This is a genomic window from Streptococcus mitis, from assembly GCF_003942765.1.
In the GTDB taxonomy this organism is placed as follows: Bacteria; Bacillota; Bacilli; order Lactobacillales; family Streptococcaceae; genus Streptococcus; species Streptococcus mitis_BE.
In genome coordinates this window covers 589,287-611,884 of the sequence record NZ_RJNW01000001.1, presented here as the reverse complement: position 1 = coordinate 611,884, position 22,598 = coordinate 589,287, and the positions used below count along the sequence as shown (strand labels likewise).

20 protein-coding genes are annotated in these 22,598 nt (G+C 42.3%); 14 read left to right on the top strand and 6 right to left on the bottom strand.

The genetic code is table 11. The features are described 5' to 3' along the window. Positions 1-182: 182 nt before the first annotated feature. Entirely contained in the window at positions 183-1,232 is a 1,050-nt protein-coding gene (locus D8849_RS03285) for a DUF389 domain-containing protein (RefSeq protein WP_125386186.1), read from the top strand. A gap of 254 nt (positions 1,233-1,486) precedes the next feature. Here D8849_RS03285 and thrS read toward each other — a convergent pair whose 3' ends face one another. Beyond that, positions 1,487-3,430 carry a threonine--tRNA ligase gene (gene thrS, locus D8849_RS03280; protein ID WP_125386185.1) on the bottom strand — a complete coding sequence of 648 codons (1,944 nt, stop codon included), beginning with the start codon at positions 3,428-3,430 and terminating at the stop codon, positions 1,487-1,489. Positions 3,431-3,963: 533 nt separating this feature from the next. Here thrS and D8849_RS03270 point away from each other — a divergent pair. After that, complete coding sequence (locus tag D8849_RS03270; RefSeq protein ID WP_070478512.1) at positions 3,964-4,806, top strand: metallophosphoesterase family protein; 843 nt, start codon at positions 3,964-3,966, stop codon at positions 4,804-4,806. Positions 4,807-4,881: 75 nt separating this feature from the next. Beyond that, positions 4,882-5,319, top strand: coding sequence for an Rrf2 family transcriptional regulator (locus D8849_RS03265; RefSeq protein WP_001166795.1), 438 nt, complete (start codon positions 4,882-4,884; stop codon positions 5,317-5,319). Positions 5,320-5,428: 109 nt separating this feature from the next. Here the strand turns inward: D8849_RS03265 and D8849_RS03260 are convergent, their stop codons facing one another. The 5 genes from D8849_RS03260 to D8849_RS03240 all read right to left on the bottom strand — a co-directional run bounded on the left by D8849_RS03260 (position 5,429) and on the right by D8849_RS03240 (position 9,791). Further along, complete coding sequence (locus D8849_RS03260) at positions 5,429-6,619, bottom strand: ferredoxin reductase family protein (protein ID WP_179211365.1); 1,191 nt, start codon at positions 6,617-6,619, stop codon at positions 5,429-5,431. A 249-nt stretch (positions 6,620-6,868) separates the two neighbouring features. Further along, positions 6,869-7,528, bottom strand: a complete 660-nt coding sequence (locus tag D8849_RS03255) for an amino acid ABC transporter permease (protein ID WP_000443850.1) — start codon at positions 7,526-7,528, stop codon at positions 6,869-6,871. 9 nt (positions 7,529-7,537) lie between these two features. Then, a complete protein-coding gene (locus tag D8849_RS03250) occupies positions 7,538-8,215 on the bottom strand; it encodes an amino acid ABC transporter permease (protein WP_125386184.1) in 678 nt (225 codons plus the stop codon). A gap of 12 nt (positions 8,216-8,227) precedes the next feature. After that, the gene (locus tag D8849_RS03245; protein WP_125386183.1) at positions 8,228-9,022 is read right to left on the bottom strand and encodes a transporter substrate-binding domain-containing protein; all 795 of its coding nucleotides are present in this window, start codon (positions 9,020-9,022) and stop codon (positions 8,228-8,230) included. 10 nt (positions 9,023-9,032) lie between these two features. Beyond that, positions 9,033-9,791 (bottom strand): amino acid ABC transporter ATP-binding protein, encoded by a 759-nt coding sequence (locus D8849_RS03240; RefSeq protein ID WP_125386182.1) that lies wholly within the window; start codon positions 9,789-9,791, stop codon positions 9,033-9,035. A gap of 176 nt (positions 9,792-9,967) precedes the next feature. On the opposite strand from D8849_RS03240, the gene recJ reads away from it, so the two are divergent. The 11 genes from recJ (at position 9,968) to brnQ (ending at position 22,544) form a co-directional block, all read left to right on the top strand. Then, a complete protein-coding gene (gene recJ / locus D8849_RS03235; RefSeq protein WP_185756198.1) occupies positions 9,968-12,190 on the top strand; it encodes a single-stranded-DNA-specific exonuclease RecJ in 2,223 nt (740 codons plus the stop codon). A 170-nt stretch (positions 12,191-12,360) separates the two neighbouring features. Then, positions 12,361-14,022 (top strand): ribonuclease J, encoded by a 1,662-nt coding sequence (locus tag D8849_RS03230; RefSeq protein ID WP_084950967.1) that lies wholly within the window; start codon positions 12,361-12,363, stop codon positions 14,020-14,022. Positions 14,023-14,089: 67 nt separating this feature from the next. Beyond that, positions 14,090-14,869 carry an alpha/beta hydrolase gene (locus tag D8849_RS03225; RefSeq protein ID WP_049486691.1) on the top strand — a complete coding sequence of 260 codons (780 nt, stop codon included), beginning with the start codon at positions 14,090-14,092 and terminating at the stop codon, positions 14,867-14,869. Between the two features lie 62 nt (positions 14,870-14,931). Beyond that, a complete protein-coding gene (locus D8849_RS03220) occupies positions 14,932-15,633 on the top strand; it encodes a M57 family metalloprotease (RefSeq protein WP_061864311.1) in 702 nt (233 codons plus the stop codon). Between the two features lie 38 nt (positions 15,634-15,671). Further along, complete coding sequence (gene uvrC / locus D8849_RS03215; RefSeq protein WP_125386180.1) at positions 15,672-17,507, top strand: excinuclease ABC subunit UvrC; 1,836 nt, start codon at positions 15,672-15,674, stop codon at positions 17,505-17,507. Then, positions 17,500-17,904, top strand: a complete 405-nt coding sequence (locus tag D8849_RS03210; protein ID WP_049551658.1) for a hypothetical protein — start codon at positions 17,500-17,502, stop codon at positions 17,902-17,904. Before uvrC ends, D8849_RS03210 begins: the two co-directional genes overlap by 8 nt. Before the next feature lie 90 nt (positions 17,905-17,994). Next, positions 17,995-18,600, top strand: coding sequence for a nitroreductase family protein (locus tag D8849_RS03205; RefSeq protein ID WP_094753439.1), 606 nt, complete (start codon positions 17,995-17,997; stop codon positions 18,598-18,600). A 12-nt stretch (positions 18,601-18,612) separates the two neighbouring features. Continuing rightward, positions 18,613-20,013: a dipeptidase PepV gene (gene pepV / locus D8849_RS03200; protein WP_125386179.1), complete on the top strand. Its 1,401-nt coding sequence runs from the start codon at positions 18,613-18,615 to the stop codon at positions 20,011-20,013. 53 nt (positions 20,014-20,066) lie between these two features. Beyond that, positions 20,067-20,645 (top strand): uracil-DNA glycosylase family protein, encoded by a 579-nt coding sequence (locus tag D8849_RS03195; protein WP_125386178.1) that lies wholly within the window; start codon positions 20,067-20,069, stop codon positions 20,643-20,645. A 114-nt stretch (positions 20,646-20,759) separates the two neighbouring features. Beyond that, positions 20,760-21,047, top strand: a complete 288-nt coding sequence (locus tag D8849_RS03190) for a rhodanese-like domain-containing protein (protein ID WP_033689183.1) — start codon at positions 20,760-20,762, stop codon at positions 21,045-21,047. A 171-nt stretch (positions 21,048-21,218) separates the two neighbouring features. Beyond that, a complete protein-coding gene (gene brnQ, locus D8849_RS03185; RefSeq protein ID WP_185756197.1) occupies positions 21,219-22,544 on the top strand; it encodes a branched-chain amino acid transport system II carrier protein in 1,326 nt (441 codons plus the stop codon). Positions 22,545-22,598 lie beyond the last annotated feature (54 nt).

The following is a 22,598-nucleotide window of genomic DNA, read 5'->3' as shown; positions in this document are numbered from 1 at the left end:
TAGATTTCGTCAGAGAAAGACTGTAAAATTTTTGATATAATGTTAAGGATGGACTGACGGATATTTAAAAGATAATGTTCAAAAGAATAACAGGTGAGAAGAAAAATATGTAAGATTGGACAGAAGTCTCTCTACCTTCATCCATGCAGAAACAAGATTATATGAAATAAAAGGAGTAACCAATGACCGGAAACTATTCAACACGTGAATACCGTGAGAAATTATATGATGATCTTCATGTCCGATTGAGAGATACAGCGATTTTGATGTGTGCAATTTTTATTGCCTCTATCGGACTAAATATGAATTCAACAGCTGTCATTATAGGAGCCATGTTGATTTCACCTCTCATGACACCGATTGTTGGACTGGGATTCGGTTTAGCTATTTTTGATACGCGTTTAATCAAGCAATCTCTAGAGGTTTTATTGACTCAAGTGTTGGTCAGTTTGCTTGTCTCGACTCTGTATTTCTGGATTTCTCCCTTGTCTTATGCAAGTAGAGAGTTGATTGCACGAACCTCTCCAACCATTTGGGATGTCCTCATTGCTATTGCTGGTGGGATTGCTGGTGTGATCGGTTCAAGGAAAAAAGAAGCAAACAATATCGTGCCAGGAGTAGCCATTGCTACAGCTCTGATGCCGCCTATCTGTACTGCTGGCTATGGTTTAGCTAATGGGAATGTACGATTTTTATTGGGGGCTCTCTATCTTTTCTTGATCAACTGTGTCTTTATCATGCTAGCCAACATTGTTGGAACAAGAATTTTGATGAGAAAATCTCCTTTAACTTCATTTAAAGAGCTGAGCATTAAAATGAGAATTGGCTTGATATCTTTGATTGTATTGTTGATTCTTCCAGCTAGCTATTCGGCAGTTACTCTGACAATAGAACAAGCGCGCAAAGAAGGGATCAAACAGTTTGTAGGAAAAGAGTTCGCCAATTATACGGTTATTAATCAAGTCTACAAGTCAAGTAACAATGAATTGGTCTTGACGGTTGTTGGAGATCCGATTTCAGAAGAAGAATTAGAAACACTCCACCAAAAACAAGCCTCTTACGGTATTCAATCTGTTCAATTGAAAGTGAATCAAGTTCAGAACTCGCCAACATTAGATAGTGAAGCGACCAAGGAATTTTATGAAAACATTGACAAGTATATTGATCAAAAACTCTCTGAAAAAGATTCACAAAAAGATCTCGTAAAAGAAAATGAAGCAGACAAGGATTGAGGATATTGACCTTATCTAACTCATGAAAGCAAATCTTGTGTGGTGGTTTGGTCAATCACTACTAGCTCGGATTAAATAATACTCTTCGAAAATCTCTTCAAACCACGTCAGCGTCGCCTTACCGTACTCAAGTACAGCTTGCGGCTAGCTTCCTAGTTTGCTTTTTGATTTTCATTGAGTAAAAATATAAAAAGCAACAGCTGTTTCAGTTGTTGCTTTTTAGGTAGCTAGGATTTTATCCCAGGTTTTATCTATTATTTCTCAACGCGTGATTTGTTGGCGATATCAGCTAGGATAGCTTGAACAAAGTCATCGACTGAGATAGTTTGTGTTTCTTTTTGGCCGTAGCGACGAACATTGACTGTTCCGTCTTCCATTTCTTTGTCCCCAACGATCAATTGGTAAGGAATCTTGCTTGTTTGTGAAGCACGGATCTTGAACTGCATTTTTTCATTGCGCTCATCTACGTCTGCACGGACACCGCGGTCACGGAGTTTCTTAGCCACTTCCCAAGCGTAGTCCACGTGTTTCTCGTTAGAAACTGGGATGAGGGTTACTTGGTGTGGTGCAAGCCATGTTGGGAAGGCACCCTTGTAGTTTTCAATCAAGATAGCTGTGAAGCGTTCCATAGTTGAGATAACGCCACGGTGGATCATAACTGGACGGTGCTCTTCGCCATCAGCTCCGATGTATTTAAGGTCGAAGCGTTCTGGAAGCAAGAAGTCAAGTTGGATAGTAGAAAGAGTTTCTTCTTTTCCAAGGGCTGTCTTAACTTGAATATCCAATTTTGGTCCGTAGAAGGCTGCTTCACCTTCGGCTTCAAAGTAGTCCACACCCATTTCATCAAGGGCTGCACGAAGCATGGTTTGGGCATTTTCCCACATCTCATCGTTGTCAAAGTACTTGTGAGTATCTTGAGGATCGCGAAGAGAGAGGCGGAAGCGGTATTCAGTCAAGTTGAAGTCTTCATAAACATCGATAATCAACTGAAGGGCACGTTGGAATTCCTCTTGGATTTGTTCTGGAGTTACAAAGAGGTGACCGTCGTTGAGAGACATTTCACGCACACGTTGAAGACCAGTGAGGGAACCAGATTTTTCGTAACGGTGCATCATACCGATTTCAGCGATACGGATTGGCAATTCGCGGTATGAGTGAACATGGTGTTTGAAGACTTGAATGTGGTGTGGACAGTTCATTGGACGAAGGACAAATTCTTCCCCGTCACCCATGTCCATAGTTGGGAACATGTCTTCTTGGTAATGATCCCAGTGACCAGAAGTCTTGTAAAGTTCAACAGAAGCAAGTGGTGGAGTGTATACGTGTTGGTAGCCAGAAGCCAACTCTTTGTCTACGATGTAGCGTTCCAATTCACGACGGATAGTCGCACCATTTGGCAACCAGAATGGAAGTCCTTGACCAACCTCTTGAGAAATCATGAAGAGATCAAGCTCTTTACCAAGTTTACGGTGGTCACGTTCCTTAGCTTCTTCACGCATTTGAAGGTAGTTTTTCAAGTCTTTTTTGTCAAACCAAGCTGTACCGTAGATACGTTGCATCATAGCGTTGTCGCTATTTCCACGCCAGTAAGCACCTGCTACATGGAGAAGGTGGAAGATTTGGATACGGCCTGTTGAAGGGACGTGTGGGCCACGGCAAAGGTCTACATATTCACCCTGACGATAGATAGTCAAACCGCCTTCGTCTTCTGAGTGTTCTTCAATCAATTCCAACTTGTAAGGGTCGTTTTTAAAGATTTCACGTGCCTCGTCTTTAGTCACTTCTTCACGAATTGATGGGAAGTTTTCTTTGACAATTTTTTGCATTTCTTCTTCGATACGAGGAAGGTCTTCGTTAGAGATTTGACCAGCTGTGTTGTCAGTATCGTAGTAGAAGCCGTCCTCGATGGCTGGACCAACACCCAAGTGAATGTCTGGGAAAAGACGACGAGCTGCTTGGGCAAACAAGTGAGCGGCTGAGTGACGCAAGATTGGAAGGGCATCTTCGTGGTCAGGTGTCACAATTTCGATGCTTCCATCTTCAGTGATAGCACGAGTAGTGTCGATGAGTTTGCCGTTAAATTTACCAGCCAAGGCTTTTTTTGCTAGGGAATTGCTGATAGATTGGGCAATTTCAAAAGTAGTAACGCCAGATTCGAATTCACGAACAGCGCCATCTGGGAAAGTAATGTTAATCATGATGTTCTCCTTACTTATATTATTGACGAATGTGTTAACCCTATTCTGAAAACAGGGATAGAGAATTGTGAAAGCTAGAAAAACAAAAAGCGACATCCTCAAAAGGACGTCGCAACGTGGTTCCACCTTCATTTATGTTCCTCAAAAAAGAGGGACACCTCTGATTGGCTCTAACGTGGCCACCGTTTTATGTTTGCATAAAAGTCAGTAGAGTAGTATCAGTATAGGCTTTCTATGCGTTTCCAGCAACCACGCACTCTCTAGTAGAAAGGGACTAAGTGACTTGTCTCTATGGATTATTATAGCATGATTGTGAAAATTTTCAAGATATTTGTAGATTTTTTTGAATTTTCTTCATTGAAAAAGTGCTTGCTATGCTTTGTTAGGAGTAATGTAAAATAATCTTTTTGATAAGTTTTTACCTTGATAAAAGTAGTGTTCTGGATTTAGTAAGAGTGGGTTAAAGGTGACTATTAAACAGTATTTTTTGTTATAATATTAAAAAGATATATAAGAGGAAATGAGGAGAAAGAATGACAAAAATAGCTCTTCTTTCAGATATTCATGGAAATACCACCGCCTTGGAGGCTGTTTTGGCAGATGCTCGGCAGCTAGGAGTGGATGAATACTGGCTTTTGGGAGACATTCTCATGCCAGGGACAGGGCGTAGAAGAATTTTGGACTTGTTGGCTCAACTACCGATTACGGCTAGAGTTTTGGGAAACTGGGAAGACAGTCTTTGGCATGGTGTCCGTAAGGAATTGGATAGTACTCGTCCCAGTCAACGCTATCTCTTGCGCCAGTGCCAGTATGTTTTAGAGGAAATTTCCCTAGAAGAAATTGAACTGCTCCACAATCAACCTCTACAGATTCATCGTCAGTTTGGGGATTTGACGGTAGGAATTAGCCACCATCTTCCTGATAAGAACTGGGGGAGAGAGTTGATTCATACTGGAGCGCAAGAGGATTTTGACCGCTTGGTGACCAATCCACCTTGTGATATCGCTGTATATGGTCATATTCATCAGCAGTTGCTTCGTTACGGGACTGGTGGGCAATTGATTGTCAATCCAGGTTCGATTGGGCAACCTTTCTTTCTAGATACCCATTTGCGGAAGGACTTGCGAGCCCAGTATATGGTTTTGGAGTTCGATGATAAGGGCTTGGTAGATATGGACTTCCGACGGGTAGACTACGATGTGGCAGCTGAATTGCAGTTGGCTAAAGACCTCAAACTTCCCTATTTTGAGGTTTATTATGAAAGTCTGGTCAATGGTATCCACCATACTCATCATCAGGAATTTTTGAGAGAATTGGCCCAGCAAGAGGGCTACGATAGGGAGTTAGATGCCTGGTTGAAAAGTGGTAACGATTGACATTACAACTAAAAAGGGTATAATAATAGAAAAAGAAGAGTAGAGGCAGGGTAGCCTCGTAAAAAGGAGAAGAGGATGCAAATTCCAAGTAGATTTACCATTGCGACTCATATGCTGATAATCATTGCCCTCAAGGGAAAGGAAAGCAAGGTGACCAGTGATTTTCTGGCTGCTAGTGTCGGGGTCAATCCAGTCATTATCAGAAAGACCTTGTCCCAGTTGAAGAAGGCAGAGCTGATTTCAGTAGCGCGCGGAACAGGCGGAACAGAGATTGTCAAGGATCTCAAAGACATTAGTCTATTAGATGTTTATCAGGCTGTTGAGTGTCTAGGTAAGACTGGTCAACTCTTCAGTTTTCATGACAATCCAAATCCAAATTGCCCAGTTGGAGCCCATATTCATGATGTTTTGGATCAAAAATTGGAGAGAATCCAGCTGGCTATGGAGGCAGAGCTTGGTCAGACTAGCTTAGAGCAAGTCGTGGCCGACGCAGAGAGTCAGATGAAGGATTAAGAGGGATAGATGCCTGCAAATGAAACTCAAAACACTGCTAGAAATCTGGCAGTGTTTTTTGAGATTGCGTAGAAAAAACTCCTGGGAAATTCCAGGAGAGTATGAGTGGTTATTTGAACTTGAATCCTTCGTAAATAAGCTCTGCTTTTGGATTTTGTTTCTTAATCTGTTTGGCAAGTAACTTCATCATAGAAAGAGGACCACACATATAGACGGTTGCATGTTCGGGCACTTCTTCTTGCTCAAAATTAAGATAGCCGTCTTTCCTACTATCTACTAGATGGAGTTCAAAATTAGGGTTTTTCTGAGCATAGTCACGGAGCAAATCCAGGTAGACTGCATTTTCCTCTCCACGGAAGCTATAGTAGAAGTGAACCTGTTTATCCAAAATAGGAAGTTCACGGATGTAAGAGATGAAGGGGGTAATCCCAATGCCTCCAGCAATCCAAACCTGATTTTCTCGTCCTTCTTCTATGATCATGTGTCCGTAAGCTCTATCTACGCTTACTTTGCTGCCGACTTGAAGATTGTCATAGATATTCTTGGTATGGTCACCTGAATTTTTGACAGTAAAGTAAAGAGTTTGACCGTGACCTCCTGAGATAGAAAAGGGATGCGGAGCACTTTCAAAGCCTTCTTGGAAAATCTTTAGGAAGGCAAATTGTCCTGATTGATAGTTGAAAGGTCTGCTAAGATGGATTTGAATTTCTATAGTATCGTGATTTAAGAGTTTGAGATTGGTAATTTTCCCTAGATAGGGGAAGCCAATCTTTTGATATAGAAAAATGATATAAAAACCAGCTAGTAAGCCTAAAAGGGCATAGCTACCAACAAGAAAACTTAGAAGATTAAATGTGAGAAGACGATTGCCCATGATCATGTAGACATGAAAGAGTCCGAAAATATAAGCTAGGTAAACCAGGCGGTGAATCCATCTCCAAGCTTCGTATTGGATGTATTTGCCTAAATAGGCGACGAGGATGATGCTGACAAAGATATAGATGGCAAGATTGCCAAACTGAGCAGCTAAACGAGATCCCCACAAACCGCCCATACTAAAGTTATGAAAGATGAGTAGGATGACGGATAGAAAGGCTGTGAATTTGTGGACGGTGTAGATCTTCTCCAAACCGTGAAACCAGCTTTCTAGTAGGGGGAGACGAGTGGCTAGGATAAAAGTCAGAGATAGGCTTGTTAAAGCTAGTCCTGGAATCATGAATTGGGGAGAAGTGTTCATCCAAGCAAAAAGAGTCAAGATAAAACTAGCTATGATAAAGAGTAGTCCTTTGATTGATTTCATAGAAAATTCCATTTCATTTAGATTTTGATTTGTTGTAAACAAATTTGTTACATTTTATCATAGAAAAAGTATGGTGTCAAATTGAGATCTATAAATGTTTACTATCATAAAAAAACTCTCCAATTGAACTGGAGAGTGGCTGTTTATACTCAATGAAAATCAAAGAGCAAACTAGGAAGCTAGACGCAGGCTGTACTTGAGTACGGCAAGGTGAAGCTGACGTGGTTTGAATTTGATTTTCGAAGAGTATTATTCTGCAGCTTGTTGCCAACGTTTTGCTAGCATATGAGATAGGCTAGAAATGGCTAGGTTAAAGCTGAAGTAGATGAGGGCAATCAGGATATAAAGGCTAAACACTTGCTCTGGTTCGAAATAACGGCCCATGAGAATTTGGCTGGCTCCAAAAAGTTCTTGTAGGGCGATAACAGAGTAGAGAAGACTGGTATCCTTAATCACGGTAACAAACTGAGAAATGATGGCTGGTAGCATTTTACGAATAGCTTGTGGGAGAATGATGTGGTAGAGGATTTGGGCTGAGGTGAATCCTTGCGACATTCCTGCTTCGTATTGTCCCTTGTCCACAGCATTGAGACCGCCTCGGATAATCTCAGCTAAGGCTGCTGAGGTAAAAAGGGTAAAGGCAGTGATTCCTGCTGGAGTGGACTTCATCTTGAAAACCAAAAAGATAGTAAAAATCCAGAGGAGGTTGGGAACGTTGCGCACAAACTCGATGTAAATGCTGGAAATGATGCGCAAGATAGGATTTTTCCCATTTCTCATGACTGCTAGAACTGTACCGATAAGTGTAGCGAGGACGATGGCAATCAGAGAAATGTAGAGGGTCAAGCCAAATCCTTTAAAGATAAAGATTAGGTTATCTGGGGTCAAAACTTCTAAAATGGATTCCATAGTAACCTCCTAAAGTGAATAGGCTTTTTTGTTGGCTTGCTCCATTTTGCGCCCAAACTGGGCAACAGGGAAGCATAGAGAAAAGTAGAGAAGGGCAGCACCTAGAAAGGCTGGGATATAGTTTCCGTTAAGAGCTGACCAGGACTTGGTCACAAACATCAAGTCTACACCAGAAATGATAGCGACTGTGGAGGTATTCTTGATGAGGTTGACAATTTGGTTGGTCAAAGGAGGGAGAATAATACGGAAAGCCTGAGGCAAGATAATCAAGCGCATGGCACTGATATAGGTAAAACCTTGCGACAAGGCGGCCTCCATCTGACCGCTAGGAATAGACTGAATCCCTGAGCGAATAACCTCAGCGATATAGGCACCGTGATAGAGACCCACGCAGATAACAGCTGTCCAATAAATCGGAATCATGATGATATGGTCACTGACAAGAGGTAGGCCATAAAAAACGATAACAAACTGCACCAAGAGGGGAGTGTTTTGGTAAAACTCCACAAAGATGCGAGCTAAAATACGCAAAATAGGACGTTTGCTGGTTGACATGGCTCCAAAGAAGATGCCCAAAACCATGGCGAGGATAAAGGATCCGATTGCTAGGGCAAGAGTGAAGAGGAAACCATTGAAAAATTGTCCAAAATCCTGAAAATAGGCAGTCCAAGATGATAAATCTGTCATGGGGTGTCCTCCTTAATCTGCAGTATGGCTGGATGGTTTCAGCTTGTAACGGTCATAGAGTTTTTGCAAACTGCCATCCTTGCTCCATTTGGTGACCAAGTTATCGAGATAGTCGTTGAGCTCGGTATTTGATTTCTTGGTGACGATACCGTAGTCAGATGGCTTGAAACTATCATCTAGTAGTTCTGTGCGCTTGCTGATGTAGCCAGACAGAATCGAGCGGTCAACGGAAAAGGCATCGATACGATGAGCGTGTAGGGAAGTAATCAATTCTGGGTAGGAACCAAGTTCGACGAATTTAAAGGTCAGGCCTTTCTTTTTACCCAGTTCGGTAATCAGGCGTTGGGTAATGGAACCTTGGGCAACTCCGATGGTTTTTCCGTTTAAGTCCTCAATGCTTTTGATTTTGGCAGACTTATTGACCAAAAAGCCAGAGGCATCTGTGTAGTAAGGGCTGGTGAAGTTGTAGAGTTTTTTGCGTTCATCCGTGATAGTAAAGGTTGCGATATCCATATCGACCTGTTCATTGTCTAGAAGGGGGCCACGAGTTTGTGCGGTAACAGGTACATAGCGAACCTTGACCTTGAGCTCATCAGCTACCATTTTGGCCAAGTCGGTTTCGATACCGGAATAGGTCCCAGTCTTAGGATTCTTATAACCGAAATTGGGAACATCTTGTTTCACACCGACAACCAGCTCGCCTCTCTTTTGAATGTCTGCGACACTGGTATCAGCCTGAACTGGTTTTGCAGCAGCAAGGCCGAAAAGGCTAATCAATAATGCGGATAAAAAGAATTTCTTTTTCATAGGCGCCTCCTTATTTGACTTTGTCACTTTCGTGGTTGATGATTTTGCTGAGGAATTGTTGGGCACGAGGTTCGCTTGGATTGTCGAAAAAGTCATCAACATCTGTCGTATCTACCAAAACTTCTCCGTCAGCCATAAAGATGATGCGGTCCGCAACTTCACGGGCAAAGCCCATTTCATGGGTAACGACAATCATATTCATACCATCGTGGGCCAATTTTTGCATAACTGCCAGAACGTCTCCGATGGTTTCAGGGTCTAGGGCAGATGTTGGCTCATCAAAGAGGAGGAGTTCCGGATGCATGGCAAGACCACGAGCGATGGCAATCCGTTGTTTTTGGCCACCAGATAGCATGGCTGGATAAGAATCTTTCTTGTCCCACATATTTACAAATTCCAGATATTTTTGGGCTGTTTTTTCAGCTTCATTTTTATCAATTCCTAGAACTTTTATGGGTGCTAGTGTTACGTTTTCTAACACTGTTTTGTGCGGATAGAGGTTGAAATGCTGGAAAACCATGCCGACTTCCTTACGAAGAGGTACCAAATCTTTCTGGCTGGCACCAGCAACCTGGTGACCATTGACTAGAAGACTTCCCTTGTCGACAGCCTCTAAACCATTGATGGTACGGATAAGAGTGGATTTCCCAGAACCAGATGGTCCGAGTAGGACAACGACTTGCCCTTTTTCAAAACGGAGATTGATGTCGCGGAGCGCGTGGTAGTCTCCGTAATATTTTTCGACGTGTTCAAATTCTACTAAAGCCATAAGGAATCTCCTTTGTGTTAGATTTTATAACATGATTCTACACCAAAAGATTTTTCTTGTCAAATCATATCAGAAAAAAATTAGTAAAATTTTTGTAGAAAGCAATCAGGATAGAGAAAAAGCCTAAATCATGTTATAATGAAGCAATAGAATTCTTAGAAAGAGTGGATGTCTTTTTGATAACACCTACTTATGAATGGCAGTTTGCCCCGCAGGTAGAAGATGCGGATTTTACAAAGATAGCCAAGAAGGCTGGACTGGGTCCTGAGGTGGCTCGGTTATTATTTGAAAGAGGGATTCAGAACCAAGAAAGTCTGAAGAAGTTTTTAGAACCTTCCTTGGAGGACTTGCACGACCCTTATCTGCTCCATGATATGGACAAGGCAGTAGAACGGATTCGTCAGGCCATTGAAGAAGGGGAAAATATCCTCGTTTACGGTGATTATGATGCGGATGGTATGACTTCGGCTTCGATTGTTAAGGAAAGTTTGGAACAGCTTGGTGCCGAGTGCCGGGTTTATCTTCCCAATCGTTTTACTGATGGCTATGGACCTAATGCCAGTGTTTACAAATATTTTATCGAGCAAGAAGGAATTTCCTTGATTGTGACGGTGGATAATGGAGTTGCTGGTCATGAGGCCATTGAACTGGCCCAGTCTATGGGAGTGGATGTCATTGTCACAGATCACCATTCCATGCCTGAAACCTTACCAGATGCCTATGCTATTGTCCATCCTGAACATCCAGATGCGGACTATCCTTTCAAATATTTGGCTGGTTGTGGAGTGGCTTTCAAGTTGGCTTGTGCCCTGTTAGAAGAAGTGCAAGTGGAATTGCTTGATTTGGTCGCTATCGGAACTATTGCAGATATGGTGAGTTTGACAGATGAAAACCGTATCTTGGTTCAATATGGTCTGGAAATGTTGGGACATACTCAGCGCATTGGTTTACAAGAAATGCTGGACATGGCTGGGATTGCTGCTAACGAAGTGACAGAAGAAACGGTTGGTTTTCAGATTGCCCCTCGTTTGAATGCCTTGGGGCGCTTGGATGATCCCAATCCAGCAATTGATTTGTTGACTGGATTTGATGATGAGGAAGCGCATGAGATTGCTCTCATGATTCATCAGAAAAACGAAGAGCGCAAGGAAATCGTCCAGTCTATCTATGAAGAAGCTAAGACCATGGTGGACCCTGAGAAGAAGGTCCAAGTCTTGGCTAAGGAAGGCTGGAATCCTGGAGTTCTAGGAATCGTGGCTGGTCGTTTGTTGGAAGAGCTAGGGCAGACAGTTATTATTCTTAATATAGAGGACGGTCGTGCCAAGGGTAGTGCTCGAAGTGTGGAAGCAGTCGATATTTTTGAAGCTCTAGATCCCCATCGTGACCTCTTTATAGCCTTTGGCGGCCATGCTGGTGCAGCTGGGATGACGCTGGAAGTGGAGAAACTCTCAGATTTATCTCAAGTCTTGGAAGATTATGTTCGTGAAAAAGGCGCAGATGCTGCTGGCAAGAACAAGTTAAATTTAGATGAAGAACTTGATTTGGAGACACTTAGCTTGGAAACGGTCAAAAGTTTTGAACGCTTGGCACCTTTTGGCATGGACAATCAGAAACCTGTCTTTTATATAAAGGATTTTCAGGTCGAAAGTGCTCGTACTATGGGGGCAGGCAATGCTCATCTTAAGTTGAAAATTTCTAAAGGTGAGGCGAGTTTTGAAGTGGTGGCCTTTGGCCAAGGCAGATGGGCGACAGAGTTTTCTCAAACCAAGAATCTAGAGCTGGCAGTCAAATTGTCTGTCAACCAATGGAATGGCCAAACTGCCCTGCAGTTGATGATGGTGGATGCACGTGTGGAAGGTGTTCAACTTTTTAACATCCGTGGGAAGAATGCAGTCTTGCCAGAAGGGGTTCCAGTCTTGGATTTTGCTGGGGAAGAGCCCAATCTAGTAAATAGTGATGCTGTGGTTGTAAAAACCATTCCTGAGGATATTACCTTACTTAAAACTATTTTTCAGGAACAGAATTTCTCTGCGGTATATTTCAAAAATGATATTGACAAGGCCTACTATCTAACAGGATATGGGACTAGAGAGCAATTTGCCAAATTGTACAAGACCATCTACCAGTTCCCAGAGTTTGATATTCGTTACAAGCTGAAAGATTTGGCAGCTTATCTTAATATCCAGCAAATCTTGCTGGTCAAGATGATTCAAGTATTTGAAGAGCTAGGCTTTGTGACGATCAAAGATGGTGTCATGACAGTCAATAAAGAGGCACCAAAGCGGGAAATCGGAGAAAGTCAGATTTACCAAAATCTCAAACAAACCGTCAAAGACCAAGAAATGATGGCGCTGGGTACCGTGCAAGAAATTTATGACTTTTTAATGAAAAAAGAATAGCATATAGGAAAGAGTTGGGCAACCAGCTCTTTTTTGAAAACAAATCTTCATTTTGAAAATCATCAAAAAAATGGTATAATGGTAGGAAAAGATTCGGCTAAAAGTAGTACTTTTAGAATAAAAGGGCAAGCAACCCTATAATCAAGAAAAACTAAGCTTTCGGAGGAAAAATGAGTAATATCAGTTTAACAACACTTGGTGGTGTACGTGAAAATGGGAAAAATATGTATATCGCTGAAATCGATGGGTCTATTTTCGTTTTGGATGCAGGTCTAAAATACCCTGAAAATGAACAACTAGGGGTGGATGTGGTCATTCCCAATATGGACTACCTTTTTGAAAATAGCGATCGTATCGCTGGGGTCTTCTTGACCCACGGCCATGCGGATGCCATTGGTGCTCTGCCATATCTCTTGGCTGAAGCCAAGGTCCCTGTATTTGGCTCTGAGTTGACCATTGAGTTGGCAAAACTTTTTGTCAAAGGAAATGATACAGTTAAGAAATTCAATGATTTCCATGTTATCGATGAGGATACGGAGATTGATTTTGGAGGGACTGTGGTGTCCTTTTTCCGTACGACACACTCTATCCCAGAAAGTCTGGGGGTTGTCTTGAAGACAGCTGAAGGTAGTATCGTTTATACAGGTGACTTCAAATTTGACCAGACAGCTAGTGAATCTTATGCCACAGACTTCGCTCGTTTGGCAGAAATCGGTCGTGATGGAGTTCTAGCTCTTCTTAGCGATTCAGCCAATGCAGATAGCAATATCCAAGTGGCTAGCGAAAGTGAAGTTGGGGACGAGATCACTCAAACCATTTCGGACTGGGATGGTCGTATCATCGTTGCAGCAGTAGCCAGCAACCTCTCTCGTATCCAGCAGGTATTTGACGCTGCGGATGCAACAGGCCGTCGTGTGGTCTTGACGGGATTTGATATTGAAAATATTGTCCGCACTGCTATTCGCCTTAAGAAATTGTCTCTAGCTAACGAGAGTCTTTTGATTAAGCCAAAAGATATGTCTCGTTTTGAAGACCGTGAGTTGATTATCCTTGAGACAGGTCGTATGGGTGAGCCTATCAACGGTCTTCGTAAGATGTCGATTGGTCGCCACCGTTATGTGGAAATCAAGGACGGTGACCTAGTTTATATCGTAACGACTCCGTCTATCGCCAAAGAAGCAGTCATGGCGCGTGTGGAAAACATGATTTACCAAGCTGGTGGAGTTGTCAAACTGATTACTCAAAGCTTGCGTGTGTCAGGGCACGGAAATGCGCGTGATTTGCAGTTGATGATCAATCTCTTGCAACCCAAGTATCTCTTCCCGATTCAAGGGGAATACCGCGAGTTGGATGCTCATGCTAAGGCTGCTATGGCAGTAGGTATGTTGCCAGAACGCATTTTCATCCCTAAAAAGGGAACCAGCATGGCTTATGAGAATGGAGACTTTGTCCCAGCTGGCGCGGTTTCAGCAGGGGATGTCTTGATTGACGGAAATGCTATCGGTGATGTTGGAAATGTAGTTCTTCGTGATCGTAAGGTCTTGTCAGAGGACGGTATTTTTATCGTAGCAATCACCGTTAACCGTCGTGAGAAGAAAATTGTGGCCAAGGCTCGTGTTCACACGCGTGGATTTGTTTATCTCAAGAAGAGTCGCGATATTCTCCGTGAAAGTTCAGAATTGATTAACCAAACGGTAGAAGACTATCTTCAAGGAGATGACTTTGACTGGGCAGATCTTAAAGGTAAGGTTCGTGATAATCTGACCAAGTATCTCTTTGACCAGACTAAGCGTCGTCCAGCCATTTTACCAGTAGTCATGGAAGCAAAATAATTGTTGAAATAAATAGAGAGAAAGTCGAATTTCGGCTTTTTCTTATAGAAAAATAGAGGAAAAAATTATGGCAGTAATGAAAATCGAGTATTACTCACAAGTTTTGGATATGGAGTGGGGAGTGAATGTCCTCTATCCTGATGCTAATCGAGTGGAAGAACCAGATTGTAAAGATATTCCAGTCTTGTACCTATTGCACGGGATGTCTGGTAATCATAATAGCTGGCTCAAGCGTACCAACGTAGAACGCTTGCTTCGAGGAACCAATCTCATCGTTGTCATGCCCAATACTAGCAATGGTTGGTATACCGATACTCAGTATGGTTTTGACTATTACACAGCTCTAGCAGAGGAATTGCCACAGGTTCTAAAACGCTTCTTCCCTAACATGACCAGCAAGCGTGAAAAGACCTTTATCGCTGGTCTTTCTATGGGAGGCTATGGCTGCTTCAAACTGGCTCTTGCTACAAATCGTTTTTCTCACGCAGCTAGTTTTTCAGGTGCCCTTAGTTTTCAAGATTTTTCTCCTGAAAGCCAAGATTTGGGAACACCAGCTTATTGGAGGGGTGTGTTTGGAGAAATTAAAGACTGGACAACTAGTCCCTATTCTCTAGAAAGTCTGGCTAAAAAATCGGATAAAAAGACCAAGCTTTGGGCTTGGTGTGGCGAGCAGGATTTCTTGTATGAAGCCAATAATCTAGCAGTGAAAAATCTCAAAAAATTAGGTTTTGATGTGACCTATAGCCATAGTGCTGGAACTCACGAATGGTACTACTGGGAAAAACAATTGGAACGGTTTCTAGCAACTCTGCCAATTGATTTCAAATTAGAAGAGAGATTGTCATAATTTAGCTTTCTTTCAGCTTGTTTTAGTAAAATAGACTTTATTTGCTAGAAAGGTGGAGGGAAATGCGCTGGATTTTTCGTTTGATAGGGGCTTTCTTTTCTTTTGTGTGGCGTTTGTTTTGGCGCCTGATTTGGATAGTTGTAATCTTATGTGCTCTTGCTTTCGGTCTTCTCTGGTATCTGAACGGGGATTTTCAAGGAGCGCTAAAGCAAGCAGAACGGTCAGTCAAGATTGGTCAACAAAGTATTGACCAATGGGAAAAAACTGGGCAACTGCCTAAGTTGAGCCAGACAGATAGCCACCAACACTCTGAAGGAAGGTGGCCACAGGCTTCTGCTCGTATTTACCTGGATCCCCAGATGGATTCACGCTTTCAAGAAGCTTATGTAGAAGCAATTCAGAACTGGAATCAAACAGGTGCTTTTAACTTTGAAATTGTGACTGAGTCTAGTAAGGCAGATATTATGGCTACGGAGATGAATGACGGAGGCACTCCTGTGGCAGGAGAGGCAGAAAGTCAGACCAATCTATTAACGGGGCAATTCTTGTCTGTAACGGTACGGTTGAATCATTATTATCTGTCCAATCCTAACTATGGCTATTCATATGAGCGCATTGTCCATACGGCAGAACATGAGTTGGGGCATGCGATTGGCTTGGACCATACAGATGAAAAGTCTGTCATGCAACCAGCAGGTTCCTTTTATGGTATCCAGAAAGAGGATGTTGAAAGACTTCGAAAATTATATGAGACCAATGAGTAGGGGACTATCTTTCCCTACTTTTTTGCTATAATGGAACTATGAATAACTTGATTAAATCAAAACTAGAGCTCTTGCCAACCAGCCCTGGTTGCTACATTCACAAGGATAAAAACGGCACCATTATCTATGTAGGAAAGGCTAAAAATCTGCGTAACCGCGTGAGATCTTATTTCCGTGGAAGTCATGATACTAAGACAGAGGCTCTGGTATCTGAAATTGTGGATTTTGAATTTATCGTTACGGAGTCTAATATTGAGGCACTTCTCCTAGAAATCAACCTGATCAAGGAAAACAAGCCTAAGTACAATATCATGCTCAAGGATGATAAGTCCTATCCTTTCATCAAAATCACCAATGAGCGCTATCCTCGTTTGATTATCACCCGTCAGGTCAAAAAGGACGGAGGTCTCTACTTTGGACCGTATCCAGATGTGGGAGCAGCCAATGAAATCAAGCGACTACTGGATCGGATTTTCCCTTTTCGCAAGTGCACTAATCCTCCTTCTAAGGTCTGTTTCTACTACCATATCGGCCAATGTATGGCCCACACCATCTGTAAGAAAGATGAGTCTTATTTCAAGTCCATGGCTCAGGAGGTTTCTGATTTCCTAAAAGGGCAGGATGACAAAATTATCGATGACTTAAAGGGAAAAATGGCAGCGGCAGCTCAGACTATGGAGTTTGAACGTGCGGCAGAATACCGTGACCTGATTCAGGCTATTGGAACACTTCGAACCAAGCAACGGGTCATGGCCAAGGATCTCCAAAATCGGGATGTCTTTGGCTACTATGTGGACAAGGGCTGGATGTGTGTTCAGGTTTTCTTTGTTCGTCAGGGCAAGCTTATTGAGCGCGATGTCAATCTTTTTCCCTACTACAACGATCCGGATGAGGACTTCTTGACCTATGTGGGACAATTCTATCAAGAAAAATCCCACCTGGTTCCCAATGAAGTATTGATTCCGCAGGATATCGATGAAGAAGCCGTTAAGGCTTTGGTGGATACCAAGATTGTCAAACCCCAGCGTGGAGAGAAAAAGCAACTGGTCAATTTGGCTATAAAGAATGCTCGAGTCAGTCTAGAGCAGAAGTTCAATCTGTTAGAAAAATCTGTCGAAAAGACCCAAGGAGCTATTGAAAATCTAGGACGCTTGCTCCAAATTCCGACTCCAGTTCGCATCGAGTCCTTCGATAATTCTAATATCATGGGAACTAGTCCTGTTTCAGCCATGGTTGTCTTTGTCAACGGAAAACCTAGTAAGAAAGATTACCGTAAGTATAAAATCAAGACCGTAGTCGGGCCAGACGACTATGCCAGTATGAGAGAAGTCATTCGCAGGCGCTATGGTCGAGTACAGCGTGACGGTTTGACTCCTCCAGATTTGATTGTCATCGATGGGGGACAAGGTCAGGTCAATATCGCCAAGCAAGCCATCCAAGAAGAGCTGGGTTTGGACATTCCAATTGCAGGTCTGCAAAAGAATGACAAGCACCAAACCCATGAATTACTTTTTGGTGATCCGCTTGAGGTGGTGGAGTTATCTCGCAATTCTCAGGAATTCTTCCTCCTCCAACGCATTCAAGATGAGGTGCACCGCTTTGCTATCACTTTCCATCGCCAACTGCGCTCCAAAAATTCCTTTTCATCACAATTGGATGGCATTGACGGTCTAGGACCTAAACGCAAGCAAAATCTCATGAAGCATTTCAAGTCTTTGACTAAAATCAAGGAAGCCAGTGTGGATGAGATTGTCGAAGTTGGAGTACCAAGAGCAGTAGCAGAGGCTGTGCAAAGAAAGTTGAACCCGCAGGAAGAAAAGGAATTAGCTCAAGTTGCTGAACAAGGAATAATAGAATGGAGAAAAAATGAGTAAAATAAGCAATAAAATATTAGGGACAGTATATGTAATTTCTTATCTCTGCCTTCTTTATTGTCTGTGGATTTGGAATGGACCAATTTTTCTTTTTTTGACGGTTATCTTATTTGGTTTTCCCTTGTTGATAATAGCCCTTCCTTTGTTAGGTTTATGGATATTTACAAAATTGAAATCCCAGATTTTAATTGGTTATATATCGAGTTTATTGAACAGCTATTATCTGTATTTGGTACTTAAAAATTTTCATTTAGAACGAATTACAGATACAGCAGGCCATAAAATTGCTTTATCGTCCGGGCTATCTGTTGCAATTATCATTTTTGATGTGATACTTTTATCAGTTGCTACCTTAGGTTTTTATAAAAATTATATTTTGGTTTTTAAAAAAGAATAATTTGGACCAAGAGATACTATGAAAAATCCCTGCAAGCTCTTTCAAATTATGGTAGAATGGAAGCAGTAGAATTAGAAAAGGAAATCGATTATGAAATTTCTTGAATTAAATAAAAAACGTCATGCGACTAAGCATTTCACTGATAAGCCAGTTGATCCAAAAGATGTGCGTACGGCTATCGAAATTGCAACCTTGGCGCCAAGCGCCCACAACAGCCAGCCTTGGAAATTTGTGGTGGTACGTGAGAAAAATGCCGAACTGGCAAAATTGGCTTACGGTTCAAACTTTGAACAGGTATCATCAGCGCCTGTAACTATTGCCTTGTTTACAGACACAGATTTGGCTAAACGTGCTCGTAAGATTGCCCGAGTTGGTGGTGCTAACAATTTCTCAGAAGAACAACTTCAATACTTCATGAAAAATTTGCCAGCTGAATTTGCGCGCTACAATGAACAACAAGTCAGCGACTACCTAGCCCTCAATGCAGGTTTGGTTGCTATGAACTTGGTTCTCGCTCTTACAGACCAAGGAATCGGCTCAAATCTGATTCTTGGTTTTGACAAATCAAAAGTCAACGAAGTTTTGGATATTGAAGGCCGTTTCCGTCCAGAACTCTTGATTACAGTGGGTTACACAGACGAGAAATTGGAACCAAGCTACCGCTTGCCAGTAGATGAAATCATCGAGAAAAGATAGAAAGAAGAAAATATGACAGCAATTGATTTTACAGCAGAAGTAGAAAAACGCAAAGAAGACCTCTTGGCTGACTTATTTAGCCTTTTAGAAATCAACTCAGAACGAGATGATAGCAAGGTTGATGCTGAGCATCCATTTGGGCCTGGTCCAGTAAAAGCCTTGGAGAAATTCCTTGAAATCGCAGACCGTGATGGCTACCCAACTAAGAATGTTGATAACTACGCAGGACATTTTGAGTTTGGTGATGGAGAAGAAGTTCTCGGAATCTTTGCTCATATGGATGTGGTGCCTGCTGGTAGCGGTTGGGACACAGATCCTTACACACCAACTATCAAAGATGGTCGTCTTTATGCGCGTGGTTCTTCTGATGACAAGGGACCTACAACAGCTTGTTACTATGGTTTGAAAATCATCAAAGAATTGGGCCTTCCAACTTCTAAAAAAGTTCGCTTCATCGTTGGAACGGACGAAGAATCAGGCTGGGCAGACATGGACTACTACTTCGAGCATGTAGGACTTGCGAAACCAGACTTTGGCTTCTCTCCAGACGCTGAATTCCCTATCATCAACGGTGAAAAAGGAAATATCACGGAATACCTCCACTTTGCAGGTGAAAATACAGGTGCAGCCCGTCTTCACAGCTTTACAGGTGGTTTACGTGAAAATATGGTACCAGAATCAGCAACAGCAGTCGTTTCAGGTGGTTTGGCTGACTTGCAAGCTAAACTAGATGCCTTTGTTGCAGAACACAAACTCAGAGGAGAACTCCAAGAAGAAGCTGGCCAATACAAGGTGACGATCATTGGTAAATCAGCCCACGGTGCTATGCCTGCTTCAGGCATCAATGGTGCGACTTACCTAGCCCTATTCCTTAGCCAGTTTGACTTTGCTGGTCCAGCCAAAGACTACCTTGACATCGCTGGTAAAATTCTCTTGAACGACCACGAGGGGGAAAATCTCAAGATTGCCCATGTGGATGAAAAGATGGGTGCCCTTTCTATGAATGCCGGCGTCTTCCGCTTTGATGAAACAAGCGCTGATAATACCATTGCCCTTAATATCCGCTATCCAAAAGGAACAAGTCCAGAGCAAATCAAGTCAATCCTTGAAAACTTGCCAGTTGTTTCTGTTAGCCTTTCTGAACATGGACATACGCCTCACTACGTGCCAATGGAAGATCCACTTGTGCAAACCTTGTTGAATGTTTATGAAAAACAAACAGGCCTTAAAGGTCACGAGCAAGTCATCGGTGGTGGAACCTTTGGTCGCTTGCTAGAACGAGGTGTTGCCTACGGTGCTATGTTCCCAGACTCGATTGATACCATGCACCAAGCCAATGAATTTATCGCCTTGGATGATCTCTTCCGAGCAGCAGCAATTTATGCCGAAGCTATTTATGAATTGATCAAATAAAACGATAGAAGTCTGAGATCTTATGCTTAGACTTCTTTTTGGAGGGAAAGTAGATGTCTCAAATTGAAAGAATCAAGCAGGCTATTATGGCGGATCCACAGAATGTCGACTATACAAAGCGTGGCATTGAGCCTCTCTTTGCAGCGCCAAAGACTGCTCGCATCAATATCATCGGTCAAGCGCCTGGTCTTAAAACCCAAGAAGCAGGCCTTTACTGGAAGGACAAAAGTGGCGATCGTTTGCGGGACTGGCTAGGTGTGGATGAAGATACCTTTTACAACTCAGGTTATTTTGCTGTTCTGCCTATGGATTTTTACTTTCCAGGACATGGTAAGTCAGGTGACCTGCCACCTCGAGCTGGCTTTGCCGAAAAATGGCATCCGCAGCTCTTGCAAGAATTACCAGATATCCAATTAACACTCTTGATTGGCCAGTACGCCCAAGCCTACTATTTACAGGAGAAAGTCAGTGGCAAGGTGACAGAACGGGTAAAACATTACCAGAACTACTTGCCAACCTATTTTCCACTAGTTCATCCCTCACCACGCAATCAAATCTGGATGGCCAAAAATCCTTGGTTTGAGGCAGAAGTAGTGCCGGATTTGAAAAAAAGAATTAAAGCAATTTTATAGTCAATGAAAATCAAAGAGCAAACTAGGAAGCCAGCCGCAAGCTGTACTTGAGTACGGTAAGGCGACGCTGACGTGGTTTGAATTTGATTTTCGAAGAGTATTAGGAGAAAAAGAATGAAAGAAATTACCTTTGACGCATTTTACCAGCTTTACCAAAATGACCAACTTTCTCTAGTGGACGTGAGAGAAGTGGAGGAGTTTGAAGCTCTTCATTTAGAAGGTGCTCAGAATCTACCTCTGAGTCAATTAGCTGATACTTATGATCAATTGGACAAGGATCAGTTACATTATGTTATTTGTAAATCTGGAATGAGATCGGCGCGTGCTTGCCAATTCTTATCAGAACAAGGTTATGAGGTTATCAATGTCCAAGGTGGCATGATGGCTTTTGAAGAACTGTAAACAGTAGAATTTTCTCCTACTTAGTGTGATCTTGGTAGGAGGATTTTATTTTTAGATAATTCTTATTTTTAAGAATCTTGAAAACATTCAATATTTACTTCGTGAAGCTTTTTTCATACTCCTATTCATGATATACTAGGTCAGTATTTTATAAATATGAAGGAGATTTTCATGGCTAAAAAAGGTGCCTTAACAGGTTTGCTCCTGTTTGGAATATTTTTTGGTGCGGGGAACTTGATTTTTCCGCCTTCTCTAGGTGCTCTATCTGGAGAACATTTTCTTCCTGCCATCGCAGGTTTTGTCTTTTCAGGTGTCGGTATCGCCGTCTTGACTCTTATTATTGGAACGCTAAATCCTAAAGGATATATTTACGAGATTTCAACAAAGATAGCGCCTTGGTTTGCGACTCTTTACCTCTCAGTTCTTTACTTGTCAATCGGTCCATTCTTTGCTATCCCACGTACAGCTACAACAGCTTACGAAGTAGGGATTAGCCCTCTTTTGTCGGATGCAAATAAAGGTCTTGGTTTGATTGTCTTTACAGTTCTGTATTTTGCAGCAGCCTATTTGATATCGCTCAATCCATCAAAAATCTTAGACCGTATCGGCCGTATTTTAACGCCAGTCTTTGCGATTTTGATTGTTATCTTGGTTGTTCTAGGAGCTATCAAATACGGTGGAACAAGTCCTCAAGCTGCTTCAGCTGCTTATCAAGCTTCTGCCTTTGGTACAGGTTTCCTAGAAGGTTACAATACCTTGGACGCCCTTGCTTCAGTTGCCTTTAGTGTAATCGCAGTTCAAACCTTGAAACAACTTGGCTTCTCAAGTAAGAAAGAATACATTTCGACTATTTGGGTTGTTGGTATCGTTGTTGCACTTGCCTTCAGCGCCCTTTATATCGGTTTAGGTTTCCTTGGAAATCATTTCCCAGTACCAGCTGAAGCGATGAAGGGTGGAACACCAGGTGTTTACATCTTGTCACAAGCCACTCAAGAAATCTTTGGCTCAACAGCCCAACTCTTCCTTGCAGCTATGGTTACTGTAACCTGCTTCACAACAACAGTTGGTTTGATTGTGTCTACAGCTGAGTTCTTTAATGAGCGCTTCCCACAAATCAGCTACAAGGTTTATGCGACAGCCTTTACCTTGATTGGATTTGCCATTGCCAATTTGGGTCTTGATGCGATTATCAAGTACTCAATTCCTGTACTGGTTATCTTGTACCCAATCACGATTGCTATCGTTATGATTGTCATTGTCAACAAATTTGTGGCTCTTTCAAAACCAGGTATGCAGTTGACAATTACTGTTGTTACAGCCATTGCCATTGCAAGCGTACTAGGAAGCTCATTTAAAGTTGAGTTTCTTGCAAACCTTGTCAATGCTCTTCCTTTTGCCAAGGCATCACTCCCATGGTTAGTACCAGCCGTTGTCGGAATCTTGCTCTCATTGGTTCTACCAAACAAGCAAGAAAGCGATGTTTTTGAAATGGAATAATCATTAAAATCACTTTTGTAGCCAAGTCTACAGGAGTGATTTTCTTTTTTTATC